This window comes from Alkanindiges illinoisensis (assembly GCF_004377485.1).
Taxonomy (GTDB): domain Bacteria; phylum Pseudomonadota; class Gammaproteobacteria; order Pseudomonadales; family Moraxellaceae; genus Alkanindiges; species Alkanindiges illinoisensis_A.
This window is the reverse complement of record NZ_SNTY01000088.1, coordinates 69,044-94,268: the sequence shown is the minus strand read 5'-3', so window position 1 is coordinate 94,268 and position 25,225 is coordinate 69,044. Positions and strand designations below refer to the sequence as shown.

Here is a 25,225-nt window from a genome sequence, read left to right as displayed (position 1 = left end):
GATCATAGCTGGAATTATGAAAAAGCCGTTCAATCCATTAAACGAACGGCTTTTTTCATGCTGACTAACTGGTTTTAATTTAAGCGCAAAGGATCAAAAACTTTTTAAAAGTTTGTCCAGAATAAAGGTTTTGGCAGGTGTATCGGGTTTCATGTCAAAAGCTTGTTGCACCATATTATCCCGCTTGCCAGTACCAGAGTTTTGAGTAACTTCCCATTCAGCAGCCATAAGTGCCTGAAGCTGTTTTCAGCCAATCGTAGGGCAGATTCACGACCAAAACCAGTTCCGGCACCTGTAATTAGGATTGTGCTCATCAATAAACCTCATCTATCAATTATTTGGGAACAGTGATTAATAACAATGAATGCAAAGGGTTAAAAGAGCTAAAAACAAGCGATATACAAGGAGATATATAAGAAAAGTAAAAACATCAATTTATGAAGATGGAATTACTTTGCAATAAAATCTTACTTCTATACATTTAAAAATTTTATATTAATTACAGTATTTTAATAATTTATTTTTCTAGAATTAATGCTGTTACTAATTTCATAAAATACATCAAATTACATATAGTGACGTTATGAGTTATTTAATCGCTGAAAATTTATTATAAAGTCATGAGCATTGCTTGATCGCTAAAATTTGGTTGATGTTATTAAGACTTAGATTTTAACTATCCGGTAATGAGATTTTTAAAGATTAACTTTCAATTGAGAAAGTTGGTTTAATTTAAAATTAGAGTGATATGAGGAGCTTTTAATGGCTAGAAAAATAGATATTAATGATATTAAACCGCATGCTGAAGTAATTGGCTCTGATCAACAACACGTGGGCAAGGTAGATCACGCGATTGGCACTGACCAGATTAAACTGGCAAAGCAGGATTCAGCCGCTGATAACACGCACCATGCCATTCCGGTTGAGTGGGTTGAATCCATCAACGATAATCAGGTGGTGTTGAACAAAACAGCAGCTGAAGCGCAGCAGCAATGGCGTTCCATCTAATGAGTTATTATTAGATAGCTATCTAGTGATATCTCCTTAAAGTTGATTAATACGTGCTATCTATAGATGATCTGATTTAAACTAATGCCCTTCAGAGGGCATTAGTTTTATATAGGCTTAGTAAGATTTAACCTAATATATTCTTATCTGATTAAATTAAAAACGTTTTTTATGCTGGTATAGTTTTTGATTTTTAAATGTATTTACTACATAATTTCTCCATCATATCATTAAAATTTTGAGAAATAAAAATTTATCTTTAGTGAATATAAAAGGGAAGGTTAATTTTTTATTTCAAAACCATTAAGTTATATTTATTTATGGGGGAGAAAAATAAATTATGAAGACGATAGAAGTATTTATATAAACTTACCTGCATTACATTTTATGACCTAAGGCTGGGTTAAGGTTGTAAAACTCTACAGTTTTTTAGACAGTGTAATTTGGATAATGCGCTTAACTTGTTTAAACCGAAACTTCGGTATGTTATTAACCCGCGTTATTAATTCGAAAGGTAGGTTTAATATGTCTAATCGTTCAAATAATTCCCAAGGAAATAATCAGCATACTCAAAGTAGTCAGCAAGGCAAACAGCACCAACAACAGGGCGGACAGCAACAGCAACAAGGTGGCGGTACTTCAAACCGTGGCTTTGCCAGCATGGACCCAGAGCGTCAACGTGAAATTGCCAGTGAAGGTGGTCGTGCAGCCCATGCCAGTGGCAATGCCCATGAGTTTACCTCTGAGGAAGCACGTCAGGCTGGTTCAAAAAGCCACGGTGGTCAGGGCCAGCAAACCCAAAGCAGCAATAGTAATGGCAAGCAACAGGGTGGCGGCAACCAGAATCAGGCTAAGCAAAGTAACAATAGCCAAGGCCACAACCAGCACACTCAAAGCAACAGCTCTAGTGGCAAGCAGCAGGGTAGCCAGCGTGGCAACAACAGTAATCAGTCACGCGATGAAGATGGCCAGTTTACCAGTAAGCAAAATCGCTAAAACGGCAACCTAGATGGCTAGCGTTTTAAAACTGAACCACAGAGAAGCAAGCAGCGTGACTATCTTAAAGCTAGGTTAGTTTAAAGCTGACTTCGCTGACTCTACGGTCTAAAAGCAAAAAACGATGTATGAGTGTCTATTCATACATCGTTTTTTTATGGCTACTTGATCCAATTAATCATGCTCAAAGGTTTGGTTAAGGGCATCCTGTACTGCCTTGATACGAGCCTTGCAGGCTTTATAGGCTTGCATGGATTCTTCCACAATCACCATGAGCTGATCCAGATCAGGCTCTTGTTGCTCTTCCAGTCGTTCGGCATTTTGCTTGAGAACCGCAAATGCCTGTTTAAAATCCATTACGTAATGGTCTGCTGGTTGGTTGATTTCTGATTTAGGCATCATAAGTTTACTCAAAAAAATTGATCGTATTAAGCTGGGCAGTGGCTTGACCATCCTGCATGTCAATCTGAATAACTGGCTGACTGACAGCTTGTCTATTTGAAGCCTGGCTATTTAAAGCTTGGTTTGCTACAGGTGGTGTGTCTGTAGATTGTGCAGAAGCATTTTGCAGTTCCTTGATAGAACTAACCGCCTTGCCATTTAAGCGCACAATGGCATAACCACGCTCAAGGGTTTGCTTGGGACTTTGTAGCAGAATTTCACGCATCAGTTGTTCAGTCTGCTGCTGTGCCTGCCTGATGTGCTGCTGAGCCAGATAGTGCTGGGTTTCAATCAGCTGATCGGTTTCTTGGCTTAGTTGAAGTAGCTTGTATTTACTGCTGCGCTGGGTTAGGGCCATCAGGGTTTCAAGTTCTGCCAAGCCTGCATTAAACGCATAATTCGCTATGGATTGTATAGTGTCGAAATAACTCTGGGCCTGTTCGGTGACGCTGGCAATGTGGTTTCTAATTCCGGCAATCACCTTGCTGGGCGTGTCAAAGGAGCGATGGGCAATTTCATCCAGAATGGTACGGTCACGTTCATGGCCAATGCCCACCCAGACTGGAACCGGACTTTGCGCCAGCATGGCAGCAAGGGTGTAGTCATTCAGGTAAGCCAGATCATTTACTGCGCCACCGCCCCGAATGATGACAACCAGATCAGGGAGGCTTTGCTTTGTGTCTTGCCATTGCTGTAACGTCTCAAACAAGGCATTTTGAATGGTTTTTGGGGCATCGACTCCCTGAAACGTGGCATGCGCATAAGTAAATTCACAGACGCCATATTGCGCCAGCAGGTCGGCATCTTTCTGGAAGTCCCCCAGTCCAGCTGCTTTTTCCGGTGCAATGACCAGCACCTGACGGATATCAAACGGATTTGGTAAATTGCGATTAAGATCAATGAGTTCTTCATCCACCAGCCGCCGTACAATATCCTGATATTTTTGCGCCAGATCACCCAAGGTATAGCTCGAATCAATATCCTCAATATTTAAGGAAAAGCCATATTGCGGGTTAAAATTAGGCCGTACCTTGACCAGTACGCTCAGGTTTTTGGCCAGATCAATGCCACTCTCTGCCTTAAACTGGCTAATCAGGCGCTGGGCCTGGCCGCGCCATAAGGTTGCCCGGCAGGTGGCAACGGTTTTATCGGTAAACTGGTCTTTTTCAGCCAGTTCAAAATAATAATGGCCGGTTTTGCTGCTCATGCCGGTAATTTCGGCCTTAACCCAAGTACCTTCATCAAAGCTTAATTTGATTACGGTCTGAATGGCATTCAGGTATTCACTGAGGCGAACAGTACCAAAGCCGGAATTTCCCCGAATGTCTGTACCAAAACCCAGTCCATCAAAACCATCAAAATTTGCCATGATTAAGGTTGCCCTGTCTGGCTAATGGATGGTAATGCTGTATCTGTAGGTTGCGTAGCATCCACTGATGACACAGGTTGCGGGTCTTGTAGAGAGGGCTGCTGTGCTGGCGCCGTGCCAATACTTTCCTTATTGTCGGTGTCCTTTGGCATAGCGTCTGTTGGCACTACTGGTACTTCACCGGGTTGGCTGGTTGCAGTGGCTGGTACAATCGGGGTGTTTAAGGCACTGCTATTAAACGGTTGACCCACAACGACTGTAAGCATGCTAGAGGGCTGAATATATTTGCGTAAGGCAGCCTGAATTTCCTGCGGCGTGACTGCTTCAATCTTTTTGGGATAATCGGCCAGATAGCTGGTTGGTAAACCGTAAAAGCCAATCATACCCAGATAACCCAGTATGCTTTCATTGCTGGAGAGTGATAGCGGATAGCTTTTCAGCAAGCCTTCGCGGGTTTCGCTAAGTAGTTGCTGGTCCAGTGGCTGGCTTAAAAAATTTTGCAGGGTTTGCTTGGTTACCTTAATACTTTCAACGGCCTGATCACCGCGCGTGGAATAGCTGATGATAAACGGCCCAGTAGTGCGCATAGAGGTAAAACCACTGTAAGCACCATAGGTCAGGCCACGTTTTTCACGCAATTCTTTCATTAATAAGGCATTAAAACCATCGCCACCGAGCATTTCATTACCAACGGTCAGGGCATAAATGTCATGGTTGTCACGAGTAATGCCTAATTGGCCAATCATCACATGCGACTGGCTGGAATTAAAAGGTACAGCCACTGTTTTTGCATTAGTTAGGGGTTGTGGTGCAGGTAAGGGCCGTGCTTTTTGACCAGCAGGCAGGCTCTGGCTAATGCGGTTGGCCAGTTGTTGTGCCTGATCACGGCTTAACTGCCCGGTAATGGCAATATTCAGGTTTTTTGCAACCAGATAGGTGTCCTTAAAGTTACGGATGTCCTGCGGGGTAATTTTTTTCAGGCTGGCTTCAGTCCCTGTGGTCGGTTCAGCATAGGGATGTTTGCCGTATAACTCACGGTAAAAACGAATGCCCACGACAGCACCCGGTGATTCCTTGCGCTGTTGCTGGCCAATCGCTGCATTGTTAAGCACCCGGTCAATACTGGTTTGCGGAAATTGTGCGTCCTTTAGAATGGCCAATAACTGGTCTACTGCAGGGTTAAAATAGGCCGGGTCTGACAGGGTACGCAGGCTTACTGTAAACATGTCACGATAAGACGTTGCACTAAACTCGGCGCCAAGGCGTTCAAAATTGGCGGCAATATCATCGGTACTCTGGGTAGAAGTGCCTTCATCCAGCAACTGGGAAGTTAAGGATGCCAAGCCATATAGCCCATCGCGCAATTCACTGTCACGTGCAGAACCCGCATCAAAGGTAAGCCGAATATCAACAATCGGCAATTCAGGCGCGGCCACAAACAGGGTTGGCGTGCCGGTTTTGGTGCTCAGACTTTCAATTGCTGGAGTCTTGATTGCTACAGCACCTGACGCTGCAATATTACGCAGGCTGCTTAAGGTTGCCAGCGAAGTAATTGGTGCATCGCTGGGTTCGGCCTGATGGGATTCCTCGGCCCAGGCAGTGGACATAGCCAAAGGAGAAATTGTGGTAGCAGCCATGGCCACGCTTAAAAAGCTGGCGCTAAAACGCGATATCAAGGGACGGGAACAGAACATGGTGTTATATATAAATTGATTCATTAGGGATTGCTTCCTGTACTAGTGCTGCTAACAGGATTTTTGGTTGCAGAGGTGGCGGGCTGTGAAGCTGCCTGTACCGGATTTTGTGCATTAGGAGCTGACTTGGCCTGTGTTTTGTCACCCGCAACCCGCAAATACATGGTGCTGAGGTTATCGGATACCAGATATTGCTGGGCAATTTGCTGCATATACGGCACTGAGAGCTGGTTTAGTTTCTGGGGCAGCGCATCAATAATCTTGTAGCTTAAATTAGCACTTTCCAGCATGCCAATTAGTTGAGCCTGACCTTCAATACTGTCTTGGCTATAGACCAGTTCTGCCAGATAGCTGGTTTTTACCCGTTCCAGCTCAGTAGGGGTTATTGGATCAGTTTTAAGTTTTTCCACTTCAGCCAGAATGGCAGCGCGGGCTTGTTCAAGAGTTACACCTTGTTCTGGAATTGCGGTAATGGTAAACAGGCTGCTGCCCCGGTTAAACAGGTCATAGTTACAGCTAACCGATGCCAAAATACGTTGTTCACGAATCAGGCGGGTTTCAAAACGGGCAGACAGGCCACCGTCCAGCACGGATTGCAACAATGCCAGTGCGTAGGCTTTATCCGGGTTGTCTGCACTTTGTAGCGAATCGACATTCCACGCCAGATAAAGTGCTGGAATTTGTACAGGCACGCTTACATCCATTTGCCGCTCGCCAATATGCTGGAACTCGCTCACATCAGGACGAACCGGCGTGGCACGACGCGGCATATCGCCAAAGTAGCGGCGCACATCATATATGGTTTTTTGCGGATCAACATCGCCCACAATAATCAGGGTGGCATTATTAGGCGTGTACCATTTTTGATACCAGCGTTTCAGTGAATCCAGTTTCAGGCCTTCCAGGTTTTTCATGTGGCCGATCGTTGGCTGGCGTAGCGGACTGGTGGGATAGGCCATCCAACGGAATTTTTCATAAGCCAGCGCCTTGGGATTGTCATCGGTACGCTGGCGGCGCTCTTCCATAATCACGCGCATTTCCGGTTCAAAATCCTGTTGGCGCAACTGTAGGTTTTGCATGCGGTCAGCTTCAAGTTCCAGCGCCAGCGGTACATATTGTGCGGGATAAAGCTGGTAATAACCCGTGTAATTGTTGGAAGTAAATGCATTGGTTGAGCCGCCAAACTTGCCGCTAATGCGTGACAGTTCTTCACCCGGAACCTTGCTGGTGCCTTTGAACATCATGTGTTCCAGTGCATGCGACAGGCCAAGCTCATCACCCGTTTCATCGGTAGAACCCACCTTGTACCAGATCTGGGTCATGGCAACTGGCGCGCGGTGATCTTCGCGGATAATGACTTTTAGGCCATTTGGTAGGGTTTCTTCATAGGTTTTGGTTTTCACCTGAATCGGCGCTGGTGCAGTGGCTGAGTTACTGACTGGTTTTGATTTGGCCAGTACAGGCATTGATAATCCAACGCTTAATCCGATCAAGCCATACTGGCTTAACCTGGACAATTTCTTGAGAGTGAATAATTGCTCAAGGTGTTTTAAATAAAAGGAAGAAGGTAAGGCGGCCTGTTGCATGCGCGTAATCATATATTTTGCTAAACCTGTATCCGTCCAGTCTGTGCTAAAAAGTCAAAATTTTGGGTTGAAATCGCCATGCTTTTTTTAAGTTTCTTAAAAAATCCTTGTTGAAATCAACCTGCTGTTCCCAAATGTGGTGCTTGTCTTGCAGTGATAAACCAGCGTACTGACAGCAGAAATCAAGCATACTCTTGCCCGCCAAACTTGCCAGCTTTTTTGCAGCAAAAAGTACAATTTGTTTGTTATTTAACGTGAAGAAAATTCACAATGCTTCCATAAAAATCCATACGATATGCTAGGATACACCGTATTTAAAAGTTGTGAATAAAGGCGCCGGAGCAAGTATGCAACCTCAGCAACCCGATCAGAAAACTTTCGTTATTGATGCCGATATTGGTGATGATGACGTTACCTTGCCCAGCCTGCCCACAGTCGATATTCCTGTGATCGAAACACCGCGTATTGCAGAGCGTGCAGCCGCAACACCAGCACAGCAAGTAACAGTGTCATCAGTGCCAGCAGCGTCATCGTCAGTAACAGCGCCACTGTCTGACACTGATAGCAGTGTAGAAAGCGGTGGTTTTTTTGGTCGCATGAAAGCAGGCTTAAGCAAATCACGCAAAAGCTTTACCGAAGGCATGGTCAATATTCTTATTGGTGGCAAGGAAATTGATGACGAGCTTTTGGAAGAAGTCGAAACCCAGTTACTGGTAGCGGATATTGGTGTTGATGCAACCCGTACTATTATTCAAAACCTGACCGAACGCACCGAACGTAAAGAGCTGATTTATTCCAATGCACTGTATAAGGCATTGCAGGAAGAACTGGTGACTCTGCTGGCTCCACGGGTTAAGCCACTGCATATTGATAGCAATAAAAGACCGTTCGTGATTTTAATGGTGGGCGTAAACGGTGTTGGCAAAACCACCACCATTGGCAAGCTGGCCAAGCGTTTGCAGGGCGAAGGCAAAAAAGTCATGCTGGCTGCGGGTGACACCTTCCGTGCAGCGGCCACCGAGCAGTTGCAGATCTGGGGCGAACGTAACAATATCCCCGTAGTGGCACAGGGCCATGGTGCTGACAGCGCTTCGGTGATTTTTGATGCCTTTGAAAGTGCGCGTGCGCGTGGCATTGATGTATTAATTGCCGATACTGCTGGCCGTTTGCATACCAAAAGCAACCTGATGGAAGAGCTGAAAAAAGTAAAGCGCGTGATGCAGAAAATTGATGCGACCGCGCCACATGAAATTATGCTGGTGGTGGACGCCGGGACTGGCCAGAACGCCATTAATCAGGTGCAGGAATTTGATAGTGCAGTAGGCTTAACGGGTTTAACCATTACCAAGCTGGATGGTACGGCCAAGGGCGGCGTGCTGTTTAATATTGCCAGCCGCACCAATGTACCGATTCGCTTTATTGGTGTCGGTGAGAAAATTGATGACCTGCGTCCGTTTTCTGCCAAGTCGTTTGTAGCGGCGTTATTCCAGACCGATGAGCGTTAATAAATTACTTTAACTGCTCATTAAATTAAAAAGGCCAGTGCCGATTATATATATCGGATCACTGGCCTTTTTTTGCTCATTTAGTAGGGTTTTCTTCAGTTTCCACCACCACACCTTCATTTAAACGCAATTGCAGGCTTTGAGTATAAGTGGCTGAAATGGGCGAGGCACCGTCAAGGTCTAGCTGGTTCAATGCTTCTGCCATCGGATGTCCACTCACCAGATCAAGCGATAACTTCAGGCTACCTGCTGTAGCGAAGGTAGCACCATCCAGCGTACGGGTATTGGCAGTTGCACGGATCAACTGGTCATTCAAACTGGAATAAAGTACCAAGTCAGCCCACGGTGCAGGCAAACCCATACCCAGTTTTCCGGTTAAGCTAAGTAAGGACGACTGAGGACGATCCTGATGCATCACCTGACCGCTAAATTCCTTGTCACTTAGGCTAAAATTAATGGAGGTTACAAATTTGGGATAGCCCCAGATTTCCTTGCCAGCAGCGCAGGCCTCTACTGTCGTCACGGGCAAATGCAGAATATGCATGCCAGTCTGGCGGCGGTCCGGTGGCAAGGACAATTCCATCAGGGGATGCTTGGCAGGTTTCATGCCTTTGGGTTGGACCACCACACAGGCTCCCACTTCATTATAGGGCGCACCGTCTGTCAGGCTGCGGTATTCATAGAAAGCCAGCGCAAACAATGCCTTGTTTTCAGTAACAGGAACCACTTCAATGCCTGTTACATCAACCAGCGCACTCGCCTTGGCATAGTCCACCATAAAAAAGGCAATCAGGCTGGATGCATCAAAATAACGTACGGGTACATGCATTGGGCCTGTACTGATTTGCTTGGGATGCGTGGCCACCTGAAAAAATGCATCTTTAAGCCAAGAAGTCATGTGCAATCAACCTCGCTACCGAATAGAAATGAATCCTTATTTAGGCATGCTGACCTGTAATTACACTGTTGCTTTCTTGCTGGGTTTTTAAAAGCTTTATTAAAAAGACCGACACCTTTACTTTGTATTTGCAATCACGAATTTAAAATCTATTAACCTGAGGCAGCGACCCCTACCATGTCAAGGTGAGGCTCTAAGCAGCTCAGCGGCATTACAATGGTGCAAGCGCACTGGCATCGGAATGATCGTCATAACTCAAACTTTGATTTAAGGTGGCAAATTCCGGCAAGACACTCATCAGTAAGCGAATTTGTTGCAAAACCAGTTGCTCACGGCTACCAGTTTGGGCACTCATATTTTGCAGGCGCAGGGTGAGCAGTTCGGTGGTATGCTGGAGTGCCGGTTTAGGTGTTTGCGCATGGAGTAAGGCACCCTGAATATTCACCAGCACCTGATCCAGTAGCGACAGCACTTCTTTATCCTTAAGTTCTTCCCGATGCGCACCCAGCGCAGAAATATAGCTTAAAAAAGTATGGTTTAAGCATAAAAAGCGGAAGCACTGACTCACCTGAATGGCATCCTGGTCTGGTTCAGTCGCCAATGTTGAAATAAAAGAGGCCAGTTCTGCATCGGAATTGTGGGCCGCCCGTCGTTTGATGCGGTAATCCATGTCATTGCTTTTGCCTGCATGATACTGCCGAACCACAGCAGCCAGATAGTTACACTGTGCAGTTAAGGCCCGGTTCACCAGTCGTGGCAGGCGGCGAAACTTCCAGTCTGGCCAGATAAAACTCACACCAAGCCAGGCAAAAAAACAGCCAATGATGGTATCGGTAATGCGTGGTAGGGCAGCATCAAAACCCGAACCGTCCAGATTAAAATTGATTAGTGCCAGCAGGGTAATGAATGCAGTGGCCTGTGCATACTGGCGGCTACGCAGTTCAAAAAACAGCACGCCAGCAATGATCAGTACCACCAGCTGTCCTTCCACACTAGGCACAAAATATAAAATCGGCAGGCCAATCAGCACGCCAGCCAATGTACCGGTAATCCGCAATTTTAGGCGTCGCTGGGTCGCATTAAAGTTGGGCTGGCTGACAAACAGCGCTGTGAGCAAAATCCAGTACCCATATTCAAGCCCTGTCACCTGAATAAAAATATAAGCCAGCAGCAATACCAGTGACAGGCGTACTGCATGGCGAAACAATACCGATTCAGGACTTAAGTTTTGCCGAATGCGTTGCCAGATATCCGCAAAGCCTTGCAGGCTGTCATCCCGTAACTGCTGGTTAATATCATTACGGTCAAAATTTTTCTGCAGGAAGGAACGCTCGGTTTCCATGTTGGCAAGCTGGGCGTCTATTTCCTTTAAGTTGGTTAAAATCAGCGTTAATGCATTTAAGTGAATTAAGTTACGACCCTGATCATATTGTGAATGAATGGATTGCTTTAAACGCTCAAAAGCACGGGCAAAGCGTGGATTATGTTTATACGGGCGATGCAAGCGAATGCATTTTGCCAGTTCCATGCAGGCTCTGGATTGTGTGCTCAGCAGGCGCTGAAAACGGAACAAAATATCGCTATAACGAAATTCACGCGCCAGTGTCTGGTAGTCAATATGCGCTGAATCACCACGTTCATGGATATCCTGTGCCACGAAATAATAGTGCAGGTTGCGTCGGGTATCTTTCTGGCCCCGGTCTCCCTTAAGCCGTGTGAGCAGGGAAATCCGGGTTGCATTGAGTATGGCAACCAGCTTGCTATTGCATAAGGATAAGTCAATCAGTGCCTGATCAAATTCCTGTGCATTCAGATCGGCATCAAACAGATTGGATTTTGCATATAAAAAAGCACCCAGCTTGTTATAGCAGGCGCTTAGGTTGTCATCCAGATTGCGTACCGGAAAAACCAGATAGCTGATAGAGGTTAATAAGCCATACCATACTGCGCCTGCGACCAGATACAGGGGTTGCTCATACCAGTTGTCAAACAGGTGAACACCCAGCATGGCATAAACTGCTACTACCAGTGAACCATAGGAAATGGTGGCATAGCGCGGGCCAAGTGAACCCAGCAAAATAAATACAATACAGGAAGCAATCAGGCCAAGGGCAAACAGTACCGGATAGGGGAACAATAGCTGTACCGAACTGGCTGCCACAAAAAAGCCAATATAGGTATAAAACAGATTGCGCAAATGCACTGAAAAGCGGTCATCAATATTGCTGATACCCGCAGCAACCACACCCAATGTTAAAGGAATGGTTAAAATTTGCCGATCAATTAAATAAGGGAAAAAAGCCGTACCTGCAAAAGCAATCATCATGCGCAAGGCATACATATAGGCAGAGTTATAACTGACCCTGATAATTTTTGCTGCCAGCTTTTGCACACGTCATCTCACAGTTATTACCTGAGTGCCATTATATCTCAGGCTCTCAAGGTTATTTTGTTTAAAATAAGCGATTTAAGATAATAGAGTTTACTGGTTAATTGTCATTACATTGTCATCTTGAACAACTAATATTGGTGAGTGTGATGTCATAAAATATGATATTGATATCACAAAATTGAATGTGTCGATTTAGTCTTTGCTGAAATAATTATGTTATGTTTGAAAGACTAGCGCCCATTATTCCTGGCATCAGTCATACCTACGGGTGCGCATCAATATTTGTAGAACTGTTTTTATGAATGGAAGTTTGTAATTTGAGATCAAAATTAAAAGGTCAGCATGTGGTTACCTTATCCAAGATTGTTTTATCACTCATGGTTGTGGCTATGGCTACTTCCGCACAGGCTGCTGTAACATTAGTAACACCCGAAGAAATTCCAGTACTGGCGCTGGACCAGCAGGAAGTAAACGGTAGTTTTTTCCGCTCCAGCAAAACAAGCTATAAGCTTGATCCCGGTACGCATGAGATTGCAGTCCGCTATGAGCAACTGTTTAATTTAACCAATGGCGACCATGATGTTTTAAAGTCGGCAGTGGTAAGCGTGCGAGCAAATTTGGAAGACAATAAAACGTACCGTTTAAGCCTTGTTAATCCACCCAAAAATTATGATGTGGCAAAAGACTATGTCAAGCAACCCATTATTGCCGTGCTTGATGAGCAGGGTAAGGTTATTGCCCAGCAACAGGGACTGGATAACGCACCAAAGCCCATGCTCGGCAGCAGCTTTTTTAACCGGGTAATGGACTTTAGAAACAAGCCGGAAATGCAAAAAGACCTGACCACCAGCCAGACTGACAATAACAGTCAAGCCGTTACTTCAAGTGTTAAAGTCTCAACAGTTTCAACCACAGGGGCAAATGATAATCTTGAGCAGCTTAAGCAACTGTGGCAAAACGCCAGCAAGCAGGAACGAGAGCAATTCATGCAGTTCATCATTCGCTAGCATTTATATCAGCTATAAGAAAGGCCACCCTAAATAAGGTGGCCTTTTTGTTAATTTATCTTAAGATAAATTAGTCATGATGGCGGTGTTTGCGATGTTTTTTAGCCTTGTAGTTTACACGTTGCCAGTTACCGTTATTCCAGCTGTCATAACGTGCATTGCGTGCAGCAATCCGGTCGCGGCGGGCTTGTTCAGCTTTTTCTTCAGCTTTGTCCTGAGCAATTTTATTGCCCAGCGCAGCACCACCAGCAGCGCCTACAGCAGCACCAATCAGGTCGCCATTACGAACACCGGTATTACGTCCTACGGTATAGCCACCCGCAGCACCCAAGCCACCGCCAACGGCACTTTCAGTGCGGCTGCGTTTATCACTGGCTGCTGCCGAACCACCTGCACCGCCAATGGTTGCACCGATCATAGCACCTGATTCACCACCCAGTTGACGGCCAACAGTTGCCCCAACCACACTACCCAAAGCACCTGCTGCTGCAACCCGCCCTGTATTGTCAGCGTAGGCAACCGTATTCATTCCGATTAAGCTGGTGGCAGACAGCACACCGGCTAATAAAATGGACGTAAATTTCATAGTTTTTCTCCTCATCCCAGCTACAACTGAGCTGCTTGTTAAATTAATGTTAATTGTTCTAAATGTTTCACTGTAATATTTAGTAATAGCTTTGGGTGCATCACGTAAACTCGAGCCTACTTAAAGAGCTAATCATGGATTTTGGCCGTTAATTGCCGATAAAACGCACATATTGATTTCTCAACCTACTATGTGATTAAGGCCACTGAATAAGGCAATTGCAATATTTTTGCAGTCTTTTGGATTTTAGGCAGTGAATGACTTACACTATGCCGCTTAAAAATTTGTTTGCATCGGGCTGTCACTGTGTCAGTCCTTAAGTTATTTTTGTCCCGTTTTGCGAGATTATTCAAGGTTATGAAGTCATCACTCCGTTTGCGTCTGGATCAACTGTCTGACCGGTATGAAGAATTAAACGCACTGCTGTCTGATGCAGAAGTGATTTCTGATAACCAGCGGTTTCGCAAACTGTCGCGTGAACACAGTGAACTGGAAGAAATTACCCAGGTCTGGGGTGCTTATCGTCAGGCAGAAAAAGACCGTGAAACGGCTGAAGCCATGCGTGCAGACCCTGAGTTTCGCGATATGGCCGAAGAAGAAATTCAGGAAGCCAAAGCCCGCCTTGAAGCACTGGAAAGTGATTTAAATGTCTTGATGATTCCCAGGGACCCTAACGATGCCAACTCGGCATTTCTGGAAATTCGTGCAGGAACAGGCGGTGACGAAGCTGCTATTTTTTCTGGTGACCTGTTTCGCATGTATGAGCGCTATGCACAAAGTGCAGGCTGGCGTGTGGAAGTGTTATCTGAAAATGAAGGCGAGCATGGCGGCTATAAGGAAATCATTTGCCGGGTGGAAGGTGAAGGCGTGTATGGCCGCCTGAAGTTTGAAAGTGGCGCGCATCGGGTACAGCGCGTGCCGGCCACAGAATCACAGGGGCGGGTGCATACTTCTGCCTGTACGGTGGCTATTTTACCTGAAGTTGACACTGATCATACGGTAGAAATTAACCCGGCTGACTTGCGCATTGATACTTACCGTGCATCGGGCGCGGGTGGGCAGCACATTAACAAAACCGACTCGGCTGTGCGCATTACCCATATTCCAACCGGGACTGTGGTGGCCTGTCAGGATGAACGCAGCCAGCATAAGAACAAAGCCAAGGCGATGGCATTGCTGGTATCGCGTATTGAAGATGCGAAGCGTTCTGCGCAGCAAACGGCAACTTCGGAAGCACGGCGTGATCTGGTGGGATCGGGTGACCGTTCCGAGCGCATTCGCACTTATAATTACTCGCAAGGTCGTATTACCGATCACCGCATTAACCTGACCTTATATAAGCTGGATGCTGTGATGGAAGGTGACTTAAATGAGTTACTGGATAACTTGCACCGCGAATATCAGGCGGATCAGCTGGCGATGCTGGCCCAGCAAAACGGTGGCTAGCTTTGAGGGTTAGTGAGCTAGTCGAACTACAAGTTTGGCTACTGTTTCGACAAATTCGGCTAATGCTTTATAAAGCTGAGTTATGGTTTTAGAAGACTTGGCTTATGGCTAGATTACAGGCACCACATTAAATGAATATTGCACAGGCACTGGAGTGTTATGGCGAACCCGATAGTTTTGAGCGCCGTGAATGTGGCTGGCTGCTTGAGCATATTCTGGGCATTAATCATTTAACGTTAAAATATAAATCTGACCTGACATTAACATTGCTTCAGGAAAAACAATTTTTACAGGGCATTGAGCGGCTAAAACAAGGCGAACCGCTAGCTTATGTGTTGGGCGAGCAGGAGTTTTGGTCATTAAAGTTAAAGGTCACGCCAGATACCTTAATTCCGAGGCCGGATACCGAAACTCTGGTGGAACAAGGCTTAGCACTCATTGATCCAGAACAAAATTTATCTATTCTGGATTTAGGAACAGGTAGTGGGGCAATTGCATTGTCCATTGCCAAAGAACGTCCGCTAGCAAATATCATTGCCACTGATTTTTCCAGTGCTGCATTACAGGTAGCCCAGCAAAATGCAACGTTAAACCAGATTTCTAATGTAGAGTTTTTACAGGGAAGCTGGTATCAGGCTTTAAATAGCAACTATCAATTTGATGTGATTGTTTCCAATCCGCCATATATTGATGAGCAAGACCAGCATTTAATTGATTTAACCCATGAACCTATTACCGCTTTAACCGCAAAAAATAATGGCTTGGCGGATCTTAAAGTGATTATTGGGCAATCACCGCAATGGTTAAAACCTGCTGGATGGTTGCTGGTAGAGCATGGCTATGATCAGGGGCAGGCCGTGCAGCAATTGTTTAGTCAGGCTGGCTTTAATGAGGTAAAGACGGTAAAAGATTATGGCAGTAATGACCGGGTGACACTGGGGCAATTATAGAGTTAAGTCTCACAGGATAATCTATTATAGTTTAAAGAGATCAAAATGACTGGCAAATATGTCTGGAATCCTATGCCACATAAAGTAGATATAAATTGTCCTTTATGTGGTGGGCACGCAGTTTTTGAATTTGCCGAAGTAGTTAAAATTGAGTTAAAGAAAGATATTCCTTATTTTAAAGCGAGCAATTGTTTTGAATACAAAACACACGAGGATTACTGTGGGCATAAATGGCATGGTGCAACTTATTATGCAAGTTTGAATGGTGGTTCAACCGCAACTATAACCAACTTACCTGATGGCTATAAACCAGAAGATTGGGATCATTCCAAATATTTGATAAGAAGCCATAATACTGATAATGGGGCATTTACTTGCGGGATATGTCAGACAAGGAAAGTCTATGTTTTAAATTGGCCAAGTGATGCGTTCTATTCATTGAGTTATAAAGGAAAGTCTCTTTGGGCATTTAATCGTGAGTCTCTTATAGACCTTAGAGATTTTATAGAGTCAAATGATAGAAATACAGAAAGATATAAATGGGCAAGTTTTCTATTACATGTTCCAACTATATTTAAAAAGAAAAGTGCGCGTGCCGATATTTTAAAGCAAATTAATAGAATGCTGGAATTCAATTGTAGCTAAAACTATTTGGCCTAAGGAGTCTGGTGCTCGTATCGATGTGATTGTTTTTTAGATGGAAGTGTTTAACTTGCAGCATAAGGATTTGAAAACCTATCTAGGGGTTGTTGAGAAGATATCGGAATTTTTAAATAGAAAGCGAAATATAATTTTAAATATGATCAAAAAATTGCATAATGGGATGAATTTTCATTATGAAAGTCTGATTCATTAATTAAATATTTTCTGATGATCAAAACCCAACTCTCCGACCCCGAACTGCTACGCTATAGCCGCCAAATTCTGCTGCCTGAATGGGATATGGACGCGCAGCTTAAACTGGCCAATGCCCGTGTATTAATGATTGGGGCAGGTGGTTTGGGTAATCCGGGTGCGCAAATACTGGTACGTGCGGGTCTAGGGTTTTTGCGGTTAGTTGATTTTGATACCATTGAAGAAAGCAACTTACAACGGCAATTCTTGTTTCAGTCCAGTGATGTTGGGCTGCTAAAAGTTGAAGTCGCAATACGCGAACTGCAAAAAATTAATCCGTGGACGCAACTTGAAGCCATTAACCTAAAAGTTGATTTAACCAGTCTGCCCGAATTACTGGCTGATATTGATCTGGTACTGGATGGCTCGGATAATTTTGCCACAAGAGACCTGATCAATCAGGCTTGTGTAGAGGCTAATGTACCATTTCTATCTGCTGCTGCGATTGGGCTGGAAGGGCAGATTGCTTTTTTTAGGCCGGCGCAGGGCTGTTACCGCTGTCTGTTTGGTAATGGCTTAAATGACGACACTCGCCAATGTGCAGAATCGGGCGTGCTGGCTTCAACCACTGCCGTAATTGCCAGCCTGCAAGCACATCATGCCTTGCTATATCTGGGTTTAGATCAGGTTCCGCTGGCCAATCGTCTGTTGCTCTGGAATGGTACTACCATGCAACAGCGAATACTCAAATTTGCCAAAGACAACAATTGCCCAATTTGTAAGAGTTCAGGCGGTTAGGTCAACATCACATAGCACAAATGCGAGTAAGATAAATTACAGCAAGATAACAACCGATAATTTATACTCAAATTATTATTTCTCATGATGGCAAAATCTATGATGGTTTTGCCTGAAATTGAAGGACTTTCCATGATTAAAAACCCCACAGCTAAAAAACAGCTACTCAATAGCTTACGTTCAGTTGCCCGTCTTGGTGAAACCGCTGGTGTGGTACTGCGTGCAGGTATCCGCCATGCAACCGATGGTGCGCCAACGCCACAATTGCTGCGTGAAACCTTTGAGCAACTTGGGGCAACCTATATCAAGCTGGGGCAGTTTATTGCTAGCTCGCCCTCACTGTTTCCACGCGAATACGTTGAGGAATTCCAGCGCTGTCTGGATCAAACCCCAGCCTTGCCTTATAGCTATATTGAACAAACCTTAAAAGAAGAATTTGGCGATACACCACTAAATACTATTTTTCAGCATATTGAGCAGGCACCATTGGCATCAGCGTCCATTGCACAGGTACATGCGGCCACTTTAGTGACGGGTGAAGATGTAGTCATTAAAGTGCAAAAACCGGGTGTACAAACTATTTTGCATACTGATCTTAATGTTGTTTATGGCGTAACCAAACTGTTTGAGAAAGTGGTGCCAAAGCTCAAGTTTGCCTCACTGTCTGAAATTGTTGACGAAATCCGCAGCCGTATGGTGAAGGAAGTCGATTTTGTAGCTGAAGCGCAAAATATTGAAGATTTCCAGCAATTTCTGGATGCGACTCAGAACACCCAAGCCATTGCACCAAAGGTTTATCATCAGGCATCTACTCGTCGTGTGCTGACTATGCAGCGCTTATACGGCCTGCCACTTACCGACCTTGAAGTGGTTAAGCAATATGCCAAAGACCCAGCGCAGGTACTGATCAGTGCAATGAATACCTGGTTTGCCAGCCTGATGATGTGTAAAAGTTTCCATGCTGATTTGCATGCAGGCAATTTATTACTATTAAAAGATGGACGCATTGGTTTTATTGATTTTGGTATCGTGGGGCAGCTCAAGCCGGAAGTATGGGGCGCAACCATTGGCTTTATGGATGCCTTGCAGCATACCAATTATCAGGAAATGGCCAAGCACATGGTCAATATGGGCATGACTCATACCAAGGTTGATGTTGAGCGTCTGGCTCAGGACATGGAAAAACTGTTTTCTGGTGTATTGCTGGCTGATCCGCAAAAAGTCATGTCAGGCGATGTAGCAGACTTAAATGCCATTATGCTGGATATGGTGGGTGTGGGTGAGCGTCATGGCATCCACTTCCCGCGTGATTTTGCCTTACTGATGAAGCAGATGCTTTACTTTGACCGTTTCATGCGTGTCCTAACTCCTTATATGGACGTGTTTAGTGATTCGCGCCTGCAACTGCTACAGGAAGCTGAGCCAAGCTCTAAACTCATTCATTAATTATGTATAAGTAAAAAGGCATATAACCTTAGTCAGTCGCTGAATATTCAGCAGCTTATGGTGAAAAAAGTACAGGTGAATTCTTTGTTTTCCTAAACAATGACTTTGCCTGTTTTTATTAAAACTGAAGTAGAATAGCTACAGTTACAAGGTCACGCCGAATGAGGTTACGTGGATAAAGTCATTATTGAAGGCTTGCAGGTTGATGCAGTCATTGGTGTGTTTGATTGGGAGCGCCAGATTTTTCAGCCACTGATTGTTGACCTGGAACTAGGCTGTGATATTTGCCGTGCTGCGCAAACCGATAACATTGAGGATGCAGTCAACTATAAGGCCGTCTGTGACCTAGTCAGTGATTTAATTATAGATACCAAAGCACAGTTGATCGAGCGGCTGGCTGTCCTGATTTGTGATAAAATACTGGCTGAGTATCCTGCTGTTCAGCATATTAAGGTCACAGTACGCAAGCCTACTGCGATTACCAATACTACAGCCGTGGGCATTTGCATTGAGCGCAATCGTGACAGTCTTCGCACTTGCCATTAGTAGCAACCAGAATCGCGAGCACTGGACACGCTATGCAGTGCAGCAGCTCGAAACTCTGGGCAAATGCCAGTTCTCAAAAACTTACCAGATTCCATGCAGGCAAGGTAAAGGTGCTGACTACTATAATCTGGCTGTACTGCTGCAAACACACTTAAGTTTTGAGCAGCTAGATGCATTTTTAAAGCAACTGGAAAAACAGGCTGGCCGAATCCGTCCGTCACATCATATTCCACTGGATATGGATATTGTGGCACATGGGGAAAGCTTAAATTTACTTCAACCTGTCGCATCGCGCTTGCCTTTGCCGTTTGATGCGGTTAAACCGTTGTCTGAATTATGGCCAGAGTGTCCTTCTGCTGATGTGACAATGCCTTACCAGATTATTAATCAATAACTCATTGATTAACCAGACAGTTACTGAATCTTAGGTTTGTATTGCTAGACTGGCTACTCTGCCAGTAGTTTATTTCCTGCATGTTTAAAATTGCCCGCCCCAAGCCGATATTTCATCCGACCAGCCATCCGGCTGATTCGCATGCCATCTTGTTATTACATGGTTTCACTGGTACACCGCAGGATTTAAAAAAGCTCATCACATTTCTAAAAAATCGTGGCTTTGCCTGTTGTGCACCGATTTATCATGGACATGGTATGGGTGCTGAAGCCATTGTGCATAGCAGTGTTGACTTATGGTGGCAGGATGCTGTCAATGCACTGGAATTTCTACAAAGTTATCAGTATGGAAAAATCAGCATTGTAGGCCATTCCATGGGTGGTGTATTTGCCTTGCGACTGGCCCAGCAGTATGCACTAACCAGTGTAACCACTTTATGTTCTCCGATTCAAAAACGTCCGGTTGATGATTTACAGCGTCGCCTGATCAGTTATGCTGAAGAGTATAAAAAGTTTGAGCAAAAAACGGCCTTTCAAATTGAGCAGGAGTTGGCGGAATTTGCCCAGCTGGATTTTTCGATGTTGGAAGAATTGAGTAAGTTTACGCAAATAACAGGCCAGCATTTGCCAAGTATCGAATGTCCTGTGCAGGTATTACAAGGGGAGCTGGACGATGCCTGTTATCTGGAAAGTGCAAAGATTATTTTTGATCAGGCTGGTTCAACAGTCAAGGAAATCAAAAATTATCCCAATTCTGGACATATGCTGATGCAGGAAGCTGATCATCAGCAGGTATTTCGGGATATTGCAGGGTTCTTGGCTTCTATCTAATCAGCCGATGCGGCACAATGAATGTACTGCATCATGCTTAAACAGCTTACTTCAATTCACTGGAAGATTTACCCAGTTCGCGGCGGGCAATAATTAATTGCTGAATCTGTTGGGTCCCTTCAAAAATATCCAGAATTTTGGAATCACGCGCCCATTTTTCCAGTAACTCATCTTCGCCATAACCCACACTGGCAGCCAGTTCCACGCATTTTAAGGTAATCTCACTGCCAATCCGCCCAGCCTTGGCTTTGGCAATAGAGGCTTCCTTGGAATTTGGCATTTTGTTATCGGCCATCCAACATGCTTTGATGGTAAGCAAACGGGCAGCTTCCCATTCCGCTTCCAGCCGATAAATAGTAGCCGCAATATTGCTGCTATTTAGCACTGGCGTTGCATAATTTGGATCTAGCTGATCCTTGAAAATTTCCTTGATACGTTCCAGCGACGCTTTGGCACAACCCACAGCCATCGCAGCAACCAGTGGACGTGTGTTGTCAAAGGTTTCCATCACACCGGCAAACCCTTTGGCCACATCAATTTCTGCATTGCCCAAAAGATTGGTAGCCGGTACACGGCAATCAATAAAGCTAATCGCAGCCGTATCGGACGCCTTAATGCCCAGTTTATGTTCAAGGCGCTCTACAGTCATGCCGGGTGTACCTTTTTCGACCACAAAGGATTTAATGGCCGCACGCCCCAGTTTTTTGTCCAGCGTAGCCCAAACCACCACGCAGTCAGCACGTTCGCCGCTGGTCACATAAATTTTTTCACCATTAATAATATAGTCATCGCCATCCTTAACGGCTGTGGTGCGAATGGCTGCCGAGTCTGAACCACAACCCGGCTCAGTAATAGCCATGGCAGCCCACTTGCCTTTAAAGCGTTCCAGTTGCTCGTCATTGGCAACCGCTGCAATGGCAGAATTTCCCAGCCCTTGCCTTGGCATACTCAGCAGCAGACCCGTATCACCATAGCACATTTCAATAATACCCAAGGCTGTGGACATATTGGAACCATTACGAATGCCTTGCTGTTCAGTTTCGCCGCGCTTTCCGGCAGTAGCAGCGCCAGTTTCCGAACCACCGCTATCATTCATGCCGTCAAGCAGGGAAGCCAGCATATCCAGTTCCTTGGGATAAGCATGTTCTGCCTTGTCATATTTACGCGAAATCGGACGCAGCACATTGAGAGCCACTTCGTGCGCCTGATCCATCATCATCTTGAACTTTTTGGGATTCTGTAAATTCATTGTCGTGTTCCTTTAATCTTGGCGTAAATCAGGCATGCAGGCCGGAATGCATAATGGCAGTAGCCCGTAAATCACGATACCAGCGTTCTACCGGATGCTCTTTGGTATAGCCATGACCGCCAATAATCTGAACCCCATCATTACCAATTTTCATGGATTTTTCACTGCACAACAGGCGTGCCAAGTAAGCTTCGCGATGAAATGGCTTGCCAGCTTCAGCAAGACTGGCTGCATTCCACACCAGCATGCGCATGGCATCAATTTCAATCGCCATGTCAGCAATCATGAATGCCACGCTTTGGCGATGTGAGATTGGTTCACCAAAGGCAATGCGTTCATTGGCATAATTGATGCAATATTCTTTCACCGCCTGACAGGTGCCAACAGCCAGCGCACACCAGCTTAAGGCACCCAAATCCAGAAATGCCTGATAGTCAAAGTCATCATCGTTAAGCAGGGTAGCAGGGGTATTGCCAAATTTCAGGTTTACCGTCTGACAGGCTTTTAAGCCCATGGCCGGGTTCTGGCGCACGCTAATGCTGTCATGTTTTTCCACCACAAAAATATTGGGCTTGCCGTTGAGCATGGCGGCTACTAAAAAAATATCGGCTTGTTCGCCAAGTATCACCAGCGTTTTTTCACCGGTAATCAGGTAACCTTGTTCAGTCTGGCGTGCCTGGGTTTTTAATTCGTTGGGATTAAATGCAGGGGTTGCTTCCAGTATGGCAAAAGTGGCCCTTAACGGTGTTTCTTCGGCAAAGGCAGGCAGGTATTTTTCCTGGATTTCAGTGGTGCCCCAGCGTGTAATGGCATTGGCAGCGCTTAATGGCGTTAGGATATTGGCTGCCAGACTAAAGTCACCATGACCCAGGTCTTCTGCAATTAACACATTACTTACCACAGATTGTTCACTGGCCACACCGCCATAGCTTTCCGGCAGGGCATAAAACAGTAGCCCCAGCTCCTGTGCCTGTGTGGCAATTTCAGCAGGATAACTGGCCTGATCATCTGCATGATGGGCAGCAGGACGTAATACATCGGCAGCAAACCGTTGCACCGTATCGCGCATCATTTGCTGCTCTTCGGTGAGACTTAAATCAAACAGGTTTTTGGCAGCGGCAGGCAGGCGTTGCTTGCCTGTACCCGAAGCAGGTTTAAACTGGCGTGAAGCGCTGTCCAGCAATTTAAAACCGGATTTACTGCCGTGATACAGGGTTTTTTCCAGCAGTTTACGCATTTTTAGCTGATCTATCAGATCACTGGCGGCAAAACGGGTGAGCAGGTTAAGACCAAAGCCCTGAGCCTTGTTCATGGTTGTATTTGTAGTCATGCGGCAGATATTCCTTCGTACCTGTAGGATGCTTAAAATCCTGACACAAAAAAAGCCGAAGCCCCATTGCTGAAATGACTGGCATTAAAATTTAAAAATTATCTTTTTTATTTCTTTTCTATAAAATTAATATGTTGATTAATAATATTAAATTTTAAAAAAATTATTATAGGAATATTTATGAATTGGCCTAAATGACAAAAATTTTTAAAAGTGACTGGTGTGTTGACAGTATTCACGGAAAAGCGAACACTGCCCACTTGCACAATTAAATTGTTTTTGACAATATGCGTTGTCATTTATAAGACTTACCCAGCGATTGAAAGCAAAAAGGATGTTTACATGAGTCAGCCTGCGACCCAAGTTTTAGCCAATAGCACCACCGGACTAGACGCTTCTGTATTAATAGTCGGCGCTGGTTTTAGTGGAATGGCCATGGCCATTGCCCTGCAAAAGGCAGGTGTTGATTTTATTATTCTGGAAAAAGGTAATGACGTGGGCGGGACATGGCGTGATAACGTGTATCCGGGTGCAGCCTGCGATGTGCCTTCCCATATGTATTGCTATTCCTTTGAGCCAAATCGCTGGTCACGCTCGTTTGCTGCACAGCCAGAGATTTTTGATTACACCAAAAATGTGGCACAAAAATATCAGCTGTATCCGCATATCCGATTTAATGTTGAAGTGACTGGTGCGCATTACAATGACGACAACTGCACCTGGCAGGTAGACACAGCCAGCGGCCAGCAATTTCGTGCGCGTACTGTAGTGTCAGCGCGTGGTGCCTTGCATATTCCATCTTATCCCAACATCAAGGGCCTGCATGACTTTAAAGGCGTGACCATGCACTCTGCCAAATGGGATCATTCGGTTGATCTACAGGGCAAACGCATTGCTGTGATTGGGACAGGGGCAAGTGCAATTCAGGTTGTGCCGGAAATGGCCAAAGTAGCCAGCGAACTGTATGTATTCCAGCGCACGCCAGCATGGGTATTGCCCAAGGCAGATTTTGCCTTCAAGGAAGAAACCAAAGACAAGTACGAGAAGAGCCTTCTGGCGCGCAAGTGGTATCGCAACAAGATCTACTGGATTCTGGAAGCCAGCGCTGCTGGTTTTGTGATTGATCCACGCATCATGAAATATGGCCAAAAGCTGGCCTATAAAAACCTGCAATGGGTAAAAGATGAAAAGACCCGTGCAGCGTTAACGCCTAACTACACTATGGGCTGTAAACGGGTACTGCTGTCCAACAGTTATTATCCAGCCTTCAATCAGGACAATGTGCATCTGGTGGGCGGCGGGGTAACTGAAATTACTGAAAACAGTGTAGTGGCAAATGGTCAGGATTATCCTGTTGATGTGATTATTTACTGCACCGGTTTTGATGTAACCAATCAGGCCAACCAGTTTGATATTACTGGCAAGCATGGCAAGAGCATTCAAACCCACTGGAAAAATGGCATGCATGCCTATCTAGGTATTATCAGCTATGACTTCCCCAATGCGTTTTTCCTACTGGGGCCAAATACGGGTCTTGGCCATAACTCAATTATTTTTATGATTGAATCGCAGGCCAGCTATATTGCGCAGGCTTTAAAGTACATGAAAAAGCACAAGCTCAATACACTGGAAGTAAAGCAGGAAGCCGAAGACGACTTTGTGCGCGACATGCAAAAGCAAAGTGATAAATCAGTCTGGAAATCTGGCTGTAATAGCTGGTATCTGGATGAAACCGGACGCAATACCACCTTATGGCCCAGCTTTACCTTTATGTACTGGCTCAAAACCCGCAGCTTTGATCCTGCCAAATACACCAGTGAGAAAAAACTGCCACGGCTAAACCCGATCAAGCGATTGCTGGCCAAGGTATAAATTTTTCAGCGGCTTTTGAAAAATTTAAGCCTTAGAAAAATAAAAAAA

22 protein-coding genes and 1 pseudogene are annotated in these 25,225 nt (G+C 45.1%); 13 read left to right on the top strand and 10 right to left on the bottom strand.

From position 1 onward, the window contains the following. Positions 1-93: 93 nt before the first annotated feature. Positions 94-228 (bottom strand): hypothetical protein, encoded by a 135-nt coding sequence (locus E2B99_RS15020; protein ID WP_276320948.1) that lies wholly within the window; start codon positions 226-228, stop codon positions 94-96. Between the two features lie 534 nt (positions 229-762). Between E2B99_RS15020 and E2B99_RS14465 the strand changes: the two genes are divergently transcribed. Together E2B99_RS14465 and E2B99_RS14960 are read left to right on the top strand one after the other, a co-directional pair. After that, on the top strand, positions 763-1,008 hold the full coding sequence (locus tag E2B99_RS14465; protein WP_134246055.1) for a DUF2171 domain-containing protein: 246 nt from the start codon (positions 763-765) through the stop codon (positions 1,006-1,008). A gap of 630 nt (positions 1,009-1,638) precedes the next feature. Then, positions 1,639-1,773: pseudogene (locus tag E2B99_RS14960) on the top strand (KGG domain-containing protein); the annotation flags it as partial. 405 nt (positions 1,774-2,178) lie between these two features. Here E2B99_RS14960 and xseB read toward each other — a convergent pair. From xseB to E2B99_RS14440, 4 genes are read right to left on the bottom strand one after another with little or no spacing between them, the layout of a single operon-like run. Continuing rightward, the gene (gene xseB / locus E2B99_RS14455; RefSeq protein WP_430981491.1) at positions 2,179-2,361 is read right to left on the bottom strand and encodes an exodeoxyribonuclease VII small subunit; all 183 of its coding nucleotides are present in this window, start codon (positions 2,359-2,361) and stop codon (positions 2,179-2,181) included. A gap of 49 nt (positions 2,362-2,410) precedes the next feature. After that, positions 2,411-3,814 (bottom strand): exodeoxyribonuclease VII large subunit, encoded by a 1,404-nt coding sequence (gene xseA / locus E2B99_RS14450; RefSeq protein WP_134246051.1) that lies wholly within the window; start codon positions 3,812-3,814, stop codon positions 2,411-2,413. A 2-nt stretch (positions 3,815-3,816) separates the two neighbouring features. Then, a complete protein-coding gene (locus E2B99_RS14445; protein WP_134246049.1) occupies positions 3,817-5,532 on the bottom strand; it encodes a M16 family metallopeptidase in 1,716 nt (571 codons plus the stop codon). Further along, entirely contained in the window at positions 5,532-6,974 is a 1,443-nt protein-coding gene (locus E2B99_RS14440; RefSeq protein WP_430981490.1) for a M16 family metallopeptidase, read from the bottom strand. Before E2B99_RS14440 ends, E2B99_RS14445 begins: the two co-directional genes overlap by 1 nt. A 467-nt stretch (positions 6,975-7,441) precedes the next feature. On the opposite strand from E2B99_RS14440, the gene ftsY reads away from it, so the two are divergent. Beyond that, the gene (ftsY, locus tag E2B99_RS14435; RefSeq protein ID WP_134246047.1) at positions 7,442-8,599 is read left to right on the top strand and encodes a signal recognition particle-docking protein FtsY; all 1,158 of its coding nucleotides are present in this window, start codon (positions 7,442-7,444) and stop codon (positions 8,597-8,599) included. Between the two features lie 76 nt (positions 8,600-8,675). Here ftsY and E2B99_RS14430 read toward each other — a convergent pair whose 3' ends face one another. Together E2B99_RS14430 and yccS are read right to left on the bottom strand one after the other, a co-directional pair. Beyond that, the gene (locus tag E2B99_RS14430; RefSeq protein WP_134246045.1) at positions 8,676-9,497 is read right to left on the bottom strand and encodes an acetoacetate decarboxylase family protein; all 822 of its coding nucleotides are present in this window, start codon (positions 9,495-9,497) and stop codon (positions 8,676-8,678) included. Between the two features lie 211 nt (positions 9,498-9,708). Further along, positions 9,709-11,838 carry a YccS family putative transporter gene (gene yccS, locus E2B99_RS14425; RefSeq protein ID WP_240687853.1) on the bottom strand — a complete coding sequence of 710 codons (2,130 nt, stop codon included), beginning with the start codon at positions 11,836-11,838 and terminating at the stop codon, positions 9,709-9,711. 368 nt (positions 11,839-12,206) lie between these two features. Between yccS and E2B99_RS14420 the strand changes: the two genes are divergently transcribed. After that, on the top strand, positions 12,207-12,896 hold the full coding sequence (locus E2B99_RS14420; protein ID WP_166739064.1) for a YccT family protein: 690 nt from the start codon (positions 12,207-12,209) through the stop codon (positions 12,894-12,896). 70 nt (positions 12,897-12,966) lie between these two features. On the opposite strand, the gene E2B99_RS14415 is transcribed toward E2B99_RS14420, so the two are convergent. Next, positions 12,967-13,482, bottom strand: a complete 516-nt coding sequence (locus tag E2B99_RS14415; protein WP_134246039.1) for a glycine zipper domain-containing protein — start codon at positions 13,480-13,482, stop codon at positions 12,967-12,969. Between the two features lie 357 nt (positions 13,483-13,839). Between E2B99_RS14415 and prfA the strand changes: the two genes are divergently transcribed. The 8 genes from prfA to E2B99_RS14375 all read left to right on the top strand — a co-directional run bounded on the left by prfA (position 13,840) and on the right by E2B99_RS14375 (position 20,726). Beyond that, positions 13,840-14,928 carry a peptide chain release factor 1 gene (gene prfA, locus E2B99_RS14410; RefSeq protein ID WP_134246038.1) on the top strand — a complete coding sequence of 363 codons (1,089 nt, stop codon included), beginning with the start codon at positions 13,840-13,842 and terminating at the stop codon, positions 14,926-14,928. A gap of 131 nt (positions 14,929-15,059) precedes the next feature. After that, positions 15,060-15,878, top strand: coding sequence for a peptide chain release factor N(5)-glutamine methyltransferase (prmC, locus tag E2B99_RS14405; RefSeq protein ID WP_134246036.1), 819 nt, complete (start codon positions 15,060-15,062; stop codon positions 15,876-15,878). A gap of 45 nt (positions 15,879-15,923) precedes the next feature. Further along, a complete protein-coding gene (locus tag E2B99_RS14400) occupies positions 15,924-16,523 on the top strand; it encodes a hypothetical protein (RefSeq protein ID WP_134246034.1) in 600 nt (199 codons plus the stop codon). Between the two features lie 225 nt (positions 16,524-16,748). Beyond that, entirely contained in the window at positions 16,749-17,510 is a 762-nt protein-coding gene (locus tag E2B99_RS14395; protein ID WP_134246032.1) for a HesA/MoeB/ThiF family protein, read from the top strand. A gap of 132 nt (positions 17,511-17,642) precedes the next feature. After that, a complete protein-coding gene (locus tag E2B99_RS14390) occupies positions 17,643-18,956 on the top strand; it encodes an ABC1 kinase family protein (protein WP_134246087.1) in 1,314 nt (437 codons plus the stop codon). Between the two features lie 171 nt (positions 18,957-19,127). Continuing rightward, positions 19,128-19,502: a dihydroneopterin aldolase gene (gene folB, locus E2B99_RS14385; RefSeq protein ID WP_134246030.1), complete on the top strand. Its 375-nt coding sequence runs from the start codon at positions 19,128-19,130 to the stop codon at positions 19,500-19,502. Beyond that, the gene (locus tag E2B99_RS14380; RefSeq protein ID WP_134246023.1) at positions 19,465-19,896 is read left to right on the top strand and encodes a 2-amino-4-hydroxy-6-hydroxymethyldihydropteridine diphosphokinase; all 432 of its coding nucleotides are present in this window, start codon (positions 19,465-19,467) and stop codon (positions 19,894-19,896) included. Before folB ends, E2B99_RS14380 begins: the two co-directional genes overlap by 38 nt. Before the next feature lie 80 nt (positions 19,897-19,976). Continuing rightward, the gene (locus tag E2B99_RS14375; protein ID WP_134246021.1) at positions 19,977-20,726 is read left to right on the top strand and encodes an alpha/beta hydrolase; all 750 of its coding nucleotides are present in this window, start codon (positions 19,977-19,979) and stop codon (positions 20,724-20,726) included. A gap of 46 nt (positions 20,727-20,772) precedes the next feature. On the opposite strand, the gene E2B99_RS14370 is transcribed toward E2B99_RS14375, so the two are convergent. Continuing rightward, positions 20,773-21,975, bottom strand: coding sequence for an acyl-CoA dehydrogenase family protein (locus E2B99_RS14370; protein ID WP_134246019.1), 1,203 nt, complete (start codon positions 21,973-21,975; stop codon positions 20,773-20,775). A 28-nt stretch (positions 21,976-22,003) separates the two neighbouring features. After that, positions 22,004-23,305, bottom strand: coding sequence for an acyl-CoA dehydrogenase family protein (locus E2B99_RS14365; RefSeq protein WP_240687851.1), 1,302 nt, complete (start codon positions 23,303-23,305; stop codon positions 22,004-22,006). A gap of 342 nt (positions 23,306-23,647) precedes the next feature. Between E2B99_RS14365 and E2B99_RS14360 the strand changes: the two genes are divergently transcribed. After that, entirely contained in the window at positions 23,648-25,177 is a 1,530-nt protein-coding gene (locus E2B99_RS14360) for a flavin-containing monooxygenase (RefSeq protein ID WP_134246017.1), read from the top strand. Positions 25,178-25,225: the final 48 nt, after the last annotated feature.